This window comes from Orbaceae bacterium lpD04 (assembly GCA_036251935.1).
Classification (GTDB): Bacteria; Pseudomonadota; Gammaproteobacteria; order Enterobacterales; family Orbaceae; genus Orbus; species Orbus wheelerorum.
In genome coordinates, this window is record CP133967.1 from 1,737,579 (window position 1) to 1,753,541 (window position 15,963).

The 15,963-nt window shown below is 37.7% G+C and carries 11 protein-coding genes; all 11 read right to left on the reverse strand.

Going from position 1 to position 15,963, the window contains the following annotated elements; translation table 11 throughout:
- Window positions 1-268 precede the first annotated feature (268 nt).
- Window positions 269-967, reverse strand: a complete 699-nt coding sequence (locus RHO14_07865) for a hypothetical protein (GenBank protein ID WVD70270.1) — start codon at window positions 965-967, stop codon at window positions 269-271.
- A 12-nt stretch (window positions 968-979) separates the two neighbouring features.
- Window positions 980-3,265, reverse strand: a complete 2,286-nt coding sequence (locus RHO14_07870) for a VENN motif pre-toxin domain-containing protein (protein WVD72501.1) — start codon at window positions 3,263-3,265, stop codon at window positions 980-982.
- Between the two features lie 255 nt (window positions 3,266-3,520).
- On the reverse strand, window positions 3,521-4,036 hold the full coding sequence (locus RHO14_07875) for a DUF2247 family protein (protein WVD70271.1): 516 nt from the start codon (window positions 4,034-4,036) through the stop codon (window positions 3,521-3,523).
- Window positions 4,033-5,904, reverse strand: a complete 1,872-nt coding sequence (locus tag RHO14_07880; protein WVD70272.1) for a VENN motif pre-toxin domain-containing protein — start codon at window positions 5,902-5,904, stop codon at window positions 4,033-4,035. The genes RHO14_07875 and RHO14_07880 overlap by 4 nt, the downstream gene beginning before the upstream one ends.
- Window positions 5,905-6,058: 154 nt before the next feature.
- Window positions 6,059-6,475, reverse strand: a complete 417-nt coding sequence (locus tag RHO14_07885; protein WVD70273.1) for an SMI1/KNR4 family protein — start codon at window positions 6,473-6,475, stop codon at window positions 6,059-6,061.
- Between the two features lie 583 nt (window positions 6,476-7,058).
- Entirely contained in the window at window positions 7,059-7,763 is a 705-nt protein-coding gene (locus RHO14_07890) for a hypothetical protein (protein WVD70274.1), read from the reverse strand.
- Window positions 7,753-9,042 (reverse strand): HNH/endonuclease VII fold putative polymorphic toxin, encoded by a 1,290-nt coding sequence (locus tag RHO14_07895; GenBank protein ID WVD70275.1) that lies wholly within the window; start codon window positions 9,040-9,042, stop codon window positions 7,753-7,755. Before RHO14_07895 ends, RHO14_07890 begins: the two co-directional genes overlap by 11 nt.
- Window positions 8,985-10,349, reverse strand: a complete 1,365-nt coding sequence (locus RHO14_07900; protein ID WVD70276.1) for a hemagglutinin repeat-containing protein — start codon at window positions 10,347-10,349, stop codon at window positions 8,985-8,987. Before RHO14_07900 ends, RHO14_07895 begins: the two co-directional genes overlap by 58 nt.
- Before the next feature lie 416 nt (window positions 10,350-10,765).
- Window positions 10,766-11,293, reverse strand: coding sequence for an O-acetyl-ADP-ribose deacetylase (locus tag RHO14_07905; GenBank protein WVD70277.1), 528 nt, complete (start codon window positions 11,291-11,293; stop codon window positions 10,766-10,768).
- Window positions 11,283-11,570, reverse strand: coding sequence for a hypothetical protein (locus tag RHO14_07910; GenBank protein ID WVD70278.1), 288 nt, complete (start codon window positions 11,568-11,570; stop codon window positions 11,283-11,285). The genes RHO14_07905 and RHO14_07910 overlap by 11 nt, the downstream gene beginning before the upstream one ends.
- 11 nt (window positions 11,571-11,581) lie before the next feature.
- Entirely contained in the window at window positions 11,582-15,712 is a 4,131-nt protein-coding gene (locus RHO14_07915; protein WVD70279.1) for a hemagglutinin repeat-containing protein, read from the reverse strand.
- Window positions 15,713-15,963: the final 251 nt, after the last annotated feature.

A 15,963-nucleotide genomic window follows, 5' to 3' on the forward strand; every position in this document is an offset into this window, starting at 1 on the left:
TTATTATTTAAAAAACGGTCATTTGGATAATTAAATAGTAATTTGATTGCAGAAATTGCGAAGTAAATCGTATTATTAGGATATAATTAAGCAATTTCTGCGATAAAAATCGGAGAAATGAGAAAAATATAAACCAGATTTAACCTGACAGACACAAATGAAAAACGGGTAACTGTCAGATCAGGTTTGAGCTAGTAAAGTTAATAACATATACAAAAATTATTAGATTATAGGTTCCGTATTCAATTATACGTAAATTATTTAATTTCTATTCTTCATTTTTATAGTTTTTAATCGCAATATTACCATTTTCACTACTAATAAAATAATTCTTCGAAAAATCAAAATCTAAAAATTTAGAACTAATATTATTCACATTAAGCCCATCAATAGATCTATTCTTTAATTTTATAATATAATCTTGATATTGATTTATAAAATCCACATCCTGTTTAGTAAAAAAATTATCAAATTCTATTGTTTGAATTAAGATATCTGATTCCTCAAAAATAAAATTTAACTCATCAGAGAAAATAATTTTCAACTTAACTTGCATATTAGGATAGTCTGCACTTTTGCCTACTAACCAAATATATTTATCTCCAATGGAAAAATTTGAATCTACTGTATGGTAAATCTCATCTTTATTATCAATGAGCTTTAGATATATACACCTAGCATTTTTTATAACTAGTTTCGCTTTTCTTAGCAAAAGGGTAAATATGCTACTATAGTCATTCAAATCAATTTTAGCTAATCCACTAGAAATAATACTTTTTGGGTTTTTTTCTATAATAGGAGAATACCAAATACTTTCACTCATATTAACTTCTATATTTTCTAAATTAACTTCAAAGTCATTATTTATACTAGCAAAGTCAAAAGATAGGTAGTTTTCTATCCCAATACAACTATCAAGACAAAGAAACTGCTGATAGTTGCTAGTTATATCTAATTGATATTCCATAAAATCCCTTCATTATTTTTTATTGAAAATATATTCAGTTATTGTTTCATTTTTTATTTGCATCCCATCAGACTGAGAATAACCTTTGCTTGAGATTATGTTTTTTTCCGATAAGGTAAAACCTTTACTTTCAGCTATTTTTTCAAGATTTTTCATACTTGGGTTATTCCAACTACCTTTAATAATTATAGTCCCGTTATTATCTAAAACTCTTAATATTTCATCATTAAAAGGTTTAAACCCATATGGATTTTCCATAATTATTGTTTTCTGAGAGCCTGTTGCTATTTTAGATAAATCGTTAGCATTTCCGGCATAAACACCTTTCCCCATAAGGTAATCAGGATTTGAAATATTATATGTTCCTTCAATTGGCTTATTACCTGCCCCAATATTGAGCGTTCCGCCCTTTTCTGCTTTAGCTAAGTATGGGTCATCAGACAACATGCCACCGGGTTTGGTGAGTTTTCCTGCATAGTATAGGCTACCAGCCTGACCCATTAAATTAAAACCTGTTTCTGTTAAACGGACAACTCCAGGATCAACACCTAGTTCTTTTGCAATATAGTTAATTTTAAATTCATCAGTTGATTGCTGCCCATCGGCAATCTGATCTTTCTGCGAATAACCAAATCCACCTTCTTCTTTTGAGACTTTCTCCCCAACCTTATTCCAGTAAACTGGATCTAGTGTGTAGTGAACCGTTACGGTGCTATTTTTTAACAACACTTGCTCGTCTTTATACTGCTCACCTTCTTTAGCTAGAGAGAGAGCTTGGTTATAAGCTTCAGAACCTATGGCATATTGGGCATAACATTTTATCAGCGCACAACTAGCCGCATCAAGCTTATGTTGATCATGCCCATCTTTAACCAGTTTATCAACAATTCGCTCTTCAACTACAGTTGCCAAACGGTTATTCTCAACGGCATTCTTACTACCTGCAACCGCGGTACCAACATCACCAATATTACCGCCACTTCCTGCGGCAACAGCTAAACCACTGGCTAATTGAGCTAAAGCGCTGATGTTTTCTTTTTCAGCTTGCGTTAAATCGCTTGGATCTCGACCATCATACAGGGTTTTACGAATATAATCAGCTGCCGCTTCACCCGAAACAGCACCAATACCGCCCGCTAATGCTGAGTTACCTTGCGCTGCAGCAACTGCGGCGCCTAAAATGGCATGAGCAATTAGATTAGCTGCTTTATCATCAGTCTTCCAATCTTTGGCCGCCTCATCATAATGACCGGTTTGCTTTTTAATTTGCTCAGCCAAATAAGGCGCACTGGCGCCTGCAAGGCCGCCGGTAATATCACCACTAATAATGCCGATAACAATGGCACTGGCTGCATCAAGCCCTTTACTAAAGCCATCGCCCATACTACCAATGCCATTTTTCTGCACCAGTTGATTGACCGTATAATTATAAATCGCTTCTGGTGTCGCTTTAATGCCTTGTCGATTTAAGGCTTCGATAGCTTCGTCTTTTTGTTTATCACTTACGCCACCTTGCGCTTTCAGTTCAAGCTGCGCCTCTATTTTACTGTATTTTTGCCCTAAGTTTTTACCTTGTACAACAATGTCCCGAACTAAATCGATGGCATCCATGCGGTCTTGTTCTTTTTGTTTATCAAAGATTTGACCTAATGGATTATTGGCGTTTTCAGTGTTACGGCTTAACTCATCAACATTTTGCTTTTGTTCGTCTTGATTACGCACAATTAACGTGCCGTCTTCTACCGCCGATTTAGTCGTACTTGAAGCGCTATCACTGTTGTGATAAATCGATGGCATACCGGCTGTCGGTGATGCGCCGCTAGTACCAATACTGATTGATACATGGCTGACATCAAAGTCGGCTTTGTTTTCAATATCACTAAAGCTAATGGTGCCGGTGTCGAGTTTATTGTTTGATTTATCCTCAGCGGTTGAGGCAATGACCGCCCCTTTAAGGTCGGTATTATTGCCAACGGTCACATCAAAGCCATTTTTACCAGCAAAAATACCCGACTGGTCGGTGACGCTGGCCCAGTTGCTATCCATTTTGGTTTGTGATAACGCTAAGTTACCACTAAAACCCGTACCAAATGAACCATTGACCGAAGCGGTGATTTTATCATAATCGTAGTTGTCACTGTCTTGCAATGACTCAATATTGAGGTTATTACCCACGTCCAATTTAACGCTGTCGCCTTTTAACTGCGCCCCGATTAGGGCTTGGGTGTCACCTTTGTTATTTTTAAGCTGTAAATCTTCTATTGCTTGAATAGCGGTTGCTAAGTAATTATTACTCAGTTTTACTAAGGTTACTCTTGTTAACTTTCACGCTGTTAACTAGCCTTTTCAATCAAAGAATTGAACTAACAGAATAATTCAGGTTTGTTACTTTAGAAGTAGTCGCCAGATTCTCGCAAAAAAGTAGATTAATCGTAAGAATTGTGTAGTGGATCGCATAGTTGAAAGATAATTAGGTCAGTTCTGCGATAGGGATCGCAGAACTAAATTAAAAATCTGGTAACTATCAGATTAAATTTGAGTTAATACATCTTATTATGTGTACAGCTTATTTAGCTCTTTTTTTATCCATAAATTATAATCTAATACAATTTTTAAATAATTCTCATCAGAATAAAACTCACTTGGAGTCATTCTATTGTTAACTCCTTGAATTATATTTGGACTATTATTTAGCTCTCCCCATTCATTCCAAAAATTATTTAATTCCAGAAGCCCATACACACTATCTTTTGATAAGTGATTCATTAATTCTTTGATTGAAAGCACAACCCATTTTTTCTTTGAAAGAATTAAATTAACATTATTCAAGTCACAAAGTTTACTAATTAAATTAATAACCTCAATATTTATCTCTGTACAAAAAGACAATTCAGAAACTGACATAAAAGTCGCATCATTCGATTCTATAATTGCTAACTGCTCACATGCATAGTCACTAACATTGTTTGGCGATAATTCACCTATCGGGAGGCCTTTACAACCTAAATAAACAACACCCCAATCAACTATATCTAACTTTTTTAGTTCATTAAATATTTTATTTATCATGGTTTAGACGGAGCTCCATTTATTTTTCCATTTGGTACAAACATTCGATGGCTTACGCCTCCTAACTTAGGATCTACTATCCATTCAAATCTACCAGAAACACCATTTAAACTTCCTTCTAACTGATGAAGTGTTGCTCCATTGTTTAAAGTTGTTTTTGTAGCTTGACCAGCATAATTATCAATAATGTCATTAAAGCCATGTGATTTAGCAGTAGAAGGGAACTCTTGAACTGCGCCTGGTTTTAATTTTTCTGGATAAACAGTTATCTGTTGACCATCAATGTCTAGCACTGGTTTATTGGTGATTTGGTCAACCTTATTACCACTTCCTGAACCTTTTTCACCATAACCAACTCTAGGGTTATCTAAGATATCATTAGTAATAGTCTGGCTACCTGTCGGCCCCTTACCTATATCACCAACAGCTTCCCCAACTATATTATTCGGCTTATTAGCTGTTGTCGAGGTTCCTTTTTCAGTGCTAATAACTGGTGGTTTGGTTCCTGTTGCTTCTTGTACTACTTTAGGTCCTACAATGGCAGCGGCTGCGGCCATTGCCGTATTGCTCACTCTTTCCCAAAAAACTAAATTTCGAGATGTTTCTATACTAAACCCATAATTTTCAGTCAATTGCTGAGCTTTCCATTCTCGATAAGCCTCGACATCTTTTAAAGCTAAATCAAACTCTAATGAATTTATCTCTTTATAACCATCATACTGATCTTTATACTGACTTTGCAAATAATGATAATAAGGATCATCAGGACTTAACTTTCCATCATAGGACTTACCTGCGGCATCAAGATCTTGTCTTAGTTCTCCACATTTTGATGAGCTCAAGTTTTGGCATGCATCAATTAATGCTTCATTCTTTTCTTTGCTCGATTGATTTATTTTATCTATTGCGGCCTGAGCTTTTTCTTTATCTTCTGGCGAAAGATATGGTAATTGACGCTCTAAATCTGTTTTTATCTTATCTTCTGGTGCGTATAAATAGTTATTCTCAACCGCATTTTTACTACCTGCAACCGCAGTACCAACATCACCGATATTACCGCCACTTCCAGCTGCAACAGCAAGGCCACTGGCTAACTGCGCTAAGGCGCTGATGTTTTCTTTTTCAGCTTGCGTTAAGTCGCTTGGAGCTCGACCATCATACAGGGTTTTACGAATATAATCAGCTGCCGCTTCACCCGAAACCGCACCAATACCACCCGCCAATGCGGAGTTACCTTGCGCGGCAGCAACAGCTGCGCCGAGGATAGCATGAGCAATTAAGTTTGCTTCAGTATTAACCTTTGGATCACCTTTATCATCATAACGAATATTGCCTTTATCGTCACTCTCATAAGTTTGTTCCTTAATAATTCCTGCGATATAAGGCGCACTGGCGCCAGCAAGCCCACCAGTAAAATCACCGGTAATCAGACCGCTAACAATGGCGGTTGCTGCATCAATGCCTTTACTGACAGTGCTGCCCATTCCGCCATTAGTTTTGCCTTTTTCTTGATTAATTTGGACTTGCTTATCAACCGCATAACTATAGGCTAACTTGTTAACCTCATCTTCGGTTGCTTTATCACCTAAAGTATCTCTCGCTTGGGCAGCAATGTCTCTGACTAGGTCAAGCGCATCCATTTTGTCTTGTTCTTTTTGTTTATCAAAGATTTGCCCTAATGGATTGTTGGCGTTTTCGGTATCTCGGCTTAAATCATCAACATTTTGCTTTTGTTCGTCTTGATTACACACAATTAACGTGCCATCTTCAACCGCTGATTTAGTTTTACTTGATGCGCTATCGCTGTTGCGATTAATTGATGGAATACAGGCTGTTAGTACTAATACTAATTGAGATATGGCTAACATCAAGAGCAGTTTTGTTTTTGGTATCAATAAAACTAATGGCAAGGATACTTTATTAAGATATTTTATTAACTTTTGCCCTGTTAAGTCGTCTTTTTAATCAACTATAGTATAGTTGGTAACGGCTAGAAAAATATTGCGACTGATATAACAATATTTAATTTCCATTAATCCATACTTGTTCAACCCAATCTGCAAGATCATTCCAAGAGTCATTACTGTAACCATCTAATGTCCAATAACGTACTTTACCATCTGATGTTAAACAATAATAACTACCATTATCTTCACATATTGTTAACCAATCTTTAGGTAAACCTTGCTCTCTAGCTTCATTTAATACTATAGATAACTCGCAAGGATACTGTTTATCTTTTGTTACTAGCAATAATTCAATTGTGCCATATAAAATATTACCAGCCTCTTTAAGAAGTTTTCTATACTCAACTGGAAAGCTAAAATCTATATCTTTTTCATAGCTATCAAGCAACGTGTTATTAGGAAGAGCTACATTCATTACCTCTCCATTGGATAGTTTTTTTAACTGATTAATAACTTCATCTAATTTATTCATTAGTATCCTCTATTATTTAAAATCATTTGCTCTAGTTTTCCAATAATCAGAACGCTATTTTCTAAACTGATTCAAAGGCGATTTTACGATGAAAAGATTTAATTTTAGTGATAGTCAAATATTGAGTATTTTGAATAAAACAAATTATTACACAGATAAACTTTATTTCATTTAAATTGGATCGCTTGACCAATATTGCTGTTCTCGTTCAAAGTATTGTACTAATTCAGTTCACATTTTAGTATCTACTTTAATTAAATTAGAAACAGATTTTGTTGTGGTTTTTTATTTTTGAGATCATGCTTCGAGGTAGTATAACAGTTTGCTTTCTCTAACAAAATTGTTTTGCTCCTGTTACAGAAAGCTTTTAACTAGCTATTTTAATCAAAAAATCGTGCTAGTAGGTTAATTCATGTTTATTACTTTAAAAGCGATCAATTGAGGAAATTGCGAGGAAGATCATATGGTTGATAAATAATTAGGTCAGTTCTGCGATAGGGATCGCAGAACTAGAAATTAAAGAAAGGCTTTTGTGATAAAAGAAGATAATCATCAAATTTAAATTCATGTTAACAAATTAATTTTACAGTACTTTTGTTAATTTAATTTCTTTATTATGCTCTAAGTTATAAACTATTTTATCTATAATACCATTATTAGAAATAGCGACAATTTCTGATATCTTAAAATCCTCTTCTCCTAATAAGATAAACACTATACCTTTTTGAATTAGAATAAAATCAATGCATTTAGAGTAATCCGCCTGATTAATAGCTATATCAAATTCATCAATTTTAGATTTATCAATTAGAAAGAAAAAACCACGATTAATTTTATACGACACACTGCTGATCAATTCATCAATTTCATCTGTATTTTTAATATCTAAATAAGCAATACCTCCCATTTTTAATTTTTTATCAACTTGAATAATAAATTCTTTTTTATTATTCAAAAATGGGTATTTTTTCCATGGTAAATTTATATATTTTTTATTTAGTGACTTTTTTAACCACCAGTAGCCCTTATGTTTTAAAATAGGATTATCATCTTGTAATGGTTCAAACTCACTATAGTAACCTAGTATATTACTTCTTTTATCCATACCAGTGGCATAAATAAGTTTCATTAAAATATCAAAATATCCTTGTTCACGATTTGGATTAAATCCTTCTAAACTAATAGCAGGATAATCCTGAGATAATTTTTTAACATATTCAAAATATAAAACGCCATTATCATCACCTCGAATATTTTTAGTTTTTCTTATTTTATAATCAGTAATCATAATGGTTTCCTTTATCGTCATTAAAATGTGGTCCTCTGTTTTGAGGGTTATTCTCTCCGTAGATATGCCCACCAGCATCTTCTCGAATCTTAATAACCTCTATAGTTCCATCTTCATGTCTAACATCAAATTCATACACTCTTCCCTCCTGCTTTTTACCTTGACGGTCATAGTTATCAACTACTCGATCTGGTTGTGTTGTAACAGGTATTCCTGATTGTCTTTTTGCTTCATTAAAAGCACCAGATCTTCCAGCTCCCTCTGGCGACATATTTGGCGGAGGTAATCCATCTGCAGTTAAAACATTATCTTGCCAATTACCTACACTTATTTCAGGACCGGCATAAATGCCCTCATTTTTATCTCGATCTATGATTGGAGTAACAAATTTCCCTTCATCTTTATCTTGCTCTTGAATTGGCGTGCCAATAATTATCGGTTTAGTCTGTTCTGGTATTGGAGTACCTTCCAACTTAGGGCTATCATTTGGATCTATTGCTATTGTCGTTTTTAATTCATTATCTAATGATTCATGATAAATCTTATCGCCCCACGTATCACTACCAAACATGATAGGTGCAAGCCCTTTTTTGGCTAAAATTTGTTGATCTAGCCAAGCAACCTGTTCAGGCATTAATCCTTTAATCTGTTCAGGATCACGGCTCCTTCCTGCATCCATTGCTTCCTGGATTTGAGAATTAGTTAAACCAAAATTCACACCTAGTTGCGCAAGGCCATTTCGACAGGTCGCATTCTTCATACAGAATTCATAACCCTTTTCCAAACCTTTAATTATAGGTTTAGCCAAAGAATTATTCTCAACCGCATTTTTACTGCCTGCAACCGCAGTACCAACATCACCAATATTACCGCCACTTCCTGCGGCAACAGCAAGGCCACTGGCTAATTGCGCTAAAGCGCTGATGTTTTCTTTTTCAGCTTGCGTTAAGTCGCTTGGATCTCGACCATCATACAGGGTTTTACGAATATAATCAGCTGCCGCTTCACCCGAAACAGCGCCAATGCCGCCCGCTAATGCCGAGTTCCCTTGCGCGGCTGCAACTGCGGCGCCGAGTATGGCATGAGCAATCAAATTAGCCTCTGGATTCTCATTTTTCCATTCGCCGGTTATCGGGTCTTTAGATCCTGTCGCCAATTTGATTTGCTCTGCCAAATAAGGCGCACTGGCGCCAGCAAGCCCGCCAGTAAAATCACCCGTAATCAGGCCGCTAACAATCGCAGTTGCTGCATCAATGCCTTTACTGACAGCGCTGCCCATTCCACCATTCGTTTTACCTTTTCTTGGTTGTTTTTGACTTGAGTATCAACCGCGCTATAGTAAAAGCTGTCTTTATCACTTTTATAAAAATCATCTAACGAAATTTTTGCTTTATCTTCATCACTTAATTTATCGTATACTTTTTTCGCTTCCGCTTTAGCTAGCTCATCCTTATTCTTATCAACATCATTTTGCGCCTGTATGCGATCGTATTTATTGACCACATCTTTCGCTTGGGCGGCAATGTCTCTGACTAGGTCAAGCGCATCCATTTTATCTTGTTCTTTTTGTTTATCAAAGATTTGACCTAATGGATTGTTGGCGTTTTCAGTATTACGGCTTAAATCATCAACATTTTGCTTTTGTTCGTCTTGATTACGCACAATTAACGTGCCGTCTTCTACCGCTGATTTAGTCGTACTTGAAGCGCTATCACTGTTGTGATAAATCGATGGCATACCCGCTGTCGGTGATGCGCCGCTAGTACCAATACTGATTGATACATGGCTGACATCAAAGTCGGCTTTGTTTTCAATATCACTAAAGCTAATGGTGCCAGTGTCGAGTTTATTGTTTGATTTATCCTCAGCGGTTGAGGCAATGACCGCCCCTTTAAGGTCGGTATTATTGCCAACGGTCACATCAAAGCCATTTTTGCCGGCAAAAATACCCGACTGGTCGGTGACGCTGGCCCAATTACTGTCCATTTTGGTTTGTGATAACGCTAAGTTACCACTAAAACCTGTACCAAATGAGCCATTGACCGAAGCGGTGATTTTTTCATAATCATAGTTATCAGTATCTTGCAGGGACGCAATATTAAGGTTATGACCGACGTCCATCTTAACACCATCACCTTTTAACTGCGCCCCGATTAAGGTTGCATCGTTACCAGTTTTAACCATGAGGTTTTTACCCGCCTCAACAATCCCTTCACTCCACGCGCTGCCATCGGCATTTTCACGCTCACGGCTAAAGTTGGCATTACCAGTAAAGCGCAGTCCCGTTTGGTCGCCACCAACCGTAAAGCTGATCCCCACGCCGCCGCCATAGCTTTTTTCATCTTTATCGCTGTGCTGGGTATTAACGGCGCCAATAACATTGACATCATGACCGGCCTCAAGCGTGATATCTTGACCGGCTTTAACCTCACTGCCTTTCACCGTAATATCACCGCCGTTACCTTGCACATCACCAACCGCCTTGATGGTGATATTGTCACCCGCCGACACGCCGCTACCAACAACATTATGCTGCTCTTGATTGATTTCACGTTCGGTTTTTTGTGTACCAAAAGTAGCACTCATGCCTTGGTTATTGACGTTGTTTGCTAGGCTGTAAATTCTCTACCGCTTGAACCGCGGTTGCTAAGTAATTATTACTCAGTTTTACTAAGGTTACTCCTGTTAACTTTCACGCTGTTAACTAGCCTTTTCAATCAAAGAATTGAACTAACAGAATAATTCAGGTTTGTTACTTTAGAAGTAGTCACCAGATCCTCGCAAAAAAATAGATTAATCGTAAGAATTGTGTAGTGGATCGCATAGTTGAAAGATAATTAGGTCAGTTCTACGATAAAGATTGGAGAAATGAAAAAATATGAACCGGATTTAACCTGACAGAACCAATGAAAAATGGATAACTGTCAGCTCTGGTTTGAGCTAGTTTAAACTCATATTAACAAGTTAATATGACAATTCTATAAAAATCCATAGCTTTATATTTAAAAAAATATTTTTATCATTTCTTGGTAAAGTTGATAGTTATCAGCTTCAAAACAAACTATATTTACTTTTTCTATATGGTTATTTTTAGCTAAGCTTTTTTTAATTGTTTTTATTGCTATTTTAGCTGCTTCATCTTTTGGAAATTTATAAATCCCAGTACTAATATTAGGAAATGAAATTGTTGTTATATTGCTCTCATTTGCGAGTTCAAGGCAGTTTAAATAACATGCTATTAATAATTCAATCTCATTATTATTACCGCCATTCCAACGTGGACCAACAGTATGTATAACATATTTAGCGGGTAAGTTACCCGCAGTCGTAATTACCGCTTCACCTACTTTACAACCACCTTGCCTCGCTCGTATCTTTTGGCATTCATCTAGAATTTTTTTTCCTCCAGCACGATGAATTGCACCATCAACACCACTTCCACCTAATAAAGAGCTATTGGCCGCGTTTACAATAGCATCAACAGCAATTTTAGTAATATCACCATGAATAATTTCTATTTTACTTTTCACTTAATAGTATTCCTAAAAATTTAGCTATTGCATCTTCCTGTTCTTCAGTTTCCGATGGTTCTAAAAGGATATTCATTACTTCTTTATCTAGAACCAAATCATAAATATTAATATCTAGCCATCCTTTAGACCATATATCAATACCTCCCATTTTATTACAGCCTTCAACTACCATCCTTTCTAAACTTCCAAAATCGCCGCTAGGATATGAGCTATAAGTCAATTTATAGTCACTTAATTTAGAAGAAACACTATTTTTAATATAATTCATATCCATTTTAATTAACCCTATTTATGCTCAAGAATACTAATATTACCAACATTTGGCGTTAGTGAACCACCTTTTTTTTCTACTTGATATTTTTGAGACGGTTGAGCATCTGTACCTATCATTTTATACCAACCATCTTTACCGCCTTGAATTAAGCTATTTGAAGGAACATCAAACTCTACATATACAGATCCTTTTGGAGCAGCACCTTTGAAATCATCTACACCGTTTACTGAAATAAATGTTTGCCCTCCGCCACCTTGTACTACTTTACCTGTACTTTTCATTTGAGCTAATTCATCAGGAGACATCCAACGACCTACACGGGTAACATTTACTTCATTTATTACTTTTGTTTCACCCAATTTTAATGATAAATTAATATTATTTGTATTCCCAGTAATCCCTTTATTTGCATCACCAACAACTTCCCCACCTATATTATTCGGCTTATTAGCTGTTGTCGAGGTTCCTTTTTCAGTGCTACTAACTGGTGGTTTGGTTCCTGTTGCTTCTTGTACTACTTTAGGTCCAACAACTGCAGCAGCTGCAGCCATTGCAGTATTACTGACTCTTTCCCAAAAAACTAAATTTCGAGAGGTTTCTATGCTAAACCCATAATTTTTAGTCAATTGCTGAGCTTTCCATTCTCGATAAGCCTCGACATCTTTTAAAGCTAAATCAAACTCTAATGAATTTATCTCTTTATAACCATCATACTGATCTTTATACTGACTTTGCAAATAATGATAATAAGGATCATCAGGACTTAACTTTCCATCATAGGACTTACCTGCGGCATCAAGATCTTGTCTTAGTTCTCCACATTTTGATGAGCTCAAGTTTTGGCATGCATCAATTAATGCTTCATTCTTTTCTTTGCTCGATTGATTTATTTTATCTATTGCGGCCTGAGCTTTTTCTTTCTCTTCTGGCGAAAGATATGGTAATTGACGCTCTAAATCTGTTTTTATCTTATCTTCTGGTGCGTATAAATAGTTATTCTCAACCGCATTTTTACTGCCTGCAACCGCAGTACCAACATCACCAATATTACCGCCACTTCCTGCTGCAACTGCAAGGCCACTGGCTAATTGCGCTAAGGCGCTGATGTTTTCTTTTTCAGCTTGCGTTAAGTCGCTTGGATCTCGACCATCATACAGGGTTTTACGAATATAATCAGCTGCCGCTTCACCCGAAACCGCACCAATTCCGCCCGCTAATGCTGAGTTACCTTGCGCGGCTGCAACTGCGGCGCCGAGTATGGCATGAGCAATCAAATTAGCCTCTGGATTCTCATTTTTCCATTTGCCGGTTATCGGGTCTTTAGATCCTGTCGCCAATTTGATTTGCTCTGCCAAATAAGGCGCACTGGCGCCAGCAAGCCCGCCAGTAAAATCACCGGTAATCAGGCCGCTAACAATCGCGGTTGCTGCATCAATGCCTTTGCTAACACTGCTACCCATTCCGCCATTGGTTTTACCTTTTTCTTGGTTGTTTTTGACTTGGGTATCAACCGCACTATAGTAAAAGCTGTCTTTATCACTTTTATAAAAATCATCTAACGAAATTTTTGCTTTATCTTCATCACTTAATTTATCGTATACTTTTTTCGCTTCCGCTTTAGCTAGCTCATCCTTATTCTTATCAACATCATTTTGCGCCTGTATGCGGTCGTATTTATTGACCACATCTTTCGCTTGGGCGGCAATGTCTCTAACTAGGTCAAGCGCATCCATTTTGTCTTGTTCTTTTTGTTTATCAAAGATTTGCCCTAATGGATTGTTGGCGTTTTCGGTATCTCGGCTTAAATCATCAACATTTTGCTTTTGTTCGTCTTGATTACGCACAATTAACGTGCCGTCTTCTACCGCTGATTTGGTGGTACTTGAAGCGCTATCACTGTTGTGATAAATCGATGGCATACCCGCTGTCGGTGATGCGCCGCTGGTACCAATACTTACCGATACATGGCTGACATCAAAGTCGGCTTTGTTTTCAATATCACTAAAGCTGATGTTGCCCGTATCGAGTTTATTTTTCGATTTATCCTCAGCGGTTGAGGCAATGACCGCCCCTTTAAGGTCGGTATTATTGCCAACGGTCACATCAAAGCCATTTTTGCCGGCAAAAATACCCGACTGGTCAGTCACGCTGGCCCAATTACTGTCCATTTTGGTTTGTGATAACGCTAAGTTACCACTAAAACCTGTACCAAATGAACCATTGACTGAAGCGGTGATTTTTTCATAATCATAGTTATCAGTATCTTGCAGGGACGCAATATTAAGGTTATGACCGACGTCCATCTTAACACCATCACCTTTTAACTGCGCCCCGATTAAGGTTGCATCGTTACCAGTTTTAACCATGAGGTTTTTACCCGCCTCAACAATCCCTTCACTCCACGCGCTGCCATCGGCATTTTCACGCTCACGGCTAAAGTTGGCATTACCAGTAAAGCGCAGTCCCGTTTGGTCGCCACCAACCGTAAAGCTGATCCCCACGCCGCCGCCATAGCTTTTTTCATCTTTATCGCTGTGCTGGGTATTAACGGCGCCAATAACATTGACATCATGACCGGCCTCAAGCGTGATATCTTGACCGGCTTTAACCTCACTGCCTTTCACCGTAATATCACCGCCGTTACCTTGCACATCACCAACCGCCTTGATGGTGATATTGTCACCCGCCGACACGCCGCTACCAACAACATTATGCTGCTCTTGATTGATTTCACGTTCGGTTTTTTGTGTACCAAAGGTCGCACTAACCCCAATTGACGCTTGGGTATCGCCTTTTTCATTTTTGAGCTGTAAATCCTGAGCCGCTTGAACCGCCGTTAAGGCGGCTTTAATCGATTGTAGCGCAAGCAGTTTATCATTATCGTTTTTCTTCGCTTGTTCAACCGCCTTAGCCGCATCATACACATCCGCAGCCGTACCCGTTATTGCAAGTGTTAAGCCGGTTTTTTCGTACTTGTACTCTTCTTTATAAGTCACCTTTGAATCATTCGATTCTAGCGTGACATTGTCACCGGTTAAGGTAATATCCTTTTTGGCAATGATATCACTGCCTTTAACCGATAAGTCTTTACCGGCATTAATCGTCACATTGCCTTCGGTGCTACCAACAGTGCTGGCTTGATAACCCTGCGTGCGGTCAGTCTGTTTTAGGTCATCTTTCTCTTTGCCAATTGCAAACCCTAAATTACCGCCGCTCATTAAGCCTGATTTTTGCTTAATGGTTTGTTGATGATTGTAATAAGACTCCTCGGCCGCATCAATCGTTACGTCGTTGTTAGCGGTTAAATTGACATTCTTGCTGCCCACCACTTGACTACCGGTTACCACTAAGTGATTACCAGCATTGATATTAACCGTATCACCCGATAGGCTACTGCCTTTTTGGGTCAGGTTATCAACATCAATATGAGTCGTCACCGAGCTTTTACTTAGCATACCGCTAGACTTCACTTTTTGATGGTCAGTTAGCTGCTCATGCTGGCTATCACCGGTGATGGCAATGGTATTACCGGCGCTCAAGCTCAGTGATGAGTCGCTCGACACATTGCCCGCTTTAACTGTGATATCATTGCCCGCACTGAGCGTCACATCGCCTTTACCCCGTATTTCACTGCCCACCACCTCATCTTTATCAATTTTACGGTAATTATTGCCGCCCCAGACGGTATTTTCCTGAGTATTGGTCGTGACGGTTGATAAATTAATGTCATTACCGGCACTGATTGCCGTTTTACCGTCTTTTGATTGATTAACCACTAATGCGGCACCTAGGTTAACATCTTGACCGGCATTAATCGTGATGTCGCCGTTTTTGGTCTGCACCGATGAGACGTGATTAATCACCGTATTAGCGGTGCTGTTTTGCCCATATGTTGTTTCGGTTGTCTTGGTCGTACTGATTAAATTGATATTATTATTGGCTGCCAGCGAAATGCCATTTTCTGCCATTAATGCGCCATTGCTGGTAATGCTGTTAACTGCCTTAATATCAAGGCTATCACCCATTATCACGCCACGGTTACTCACGTTATTTGCTAGGATATTAAGGCTGTCTTTACTTACAACGCTGCCCGACGAACTTAAATCACCGCTAGCTTCAATTGCGACCGTTTGACTATGCATTAACTTACTTTATTTTCGTTCAAAATTTATCGTGATATATGTTTTTAATATAAAAATTGCGGCTGCTGATTAAAGCTTATTAGTAAGATAATAGCGGGTTATGCCCGATTTGAAGAGAGAAAGTTTTTAAAGCCGTTTCAGACGTTTGAGAAAATAAGACGATGGTTAAGATATTTTTAGTTAATCAACGAAATAAATATAAAATAATATATTAATGCAGAAGTGGTAGATCGCATAGTTAAAAGATAATT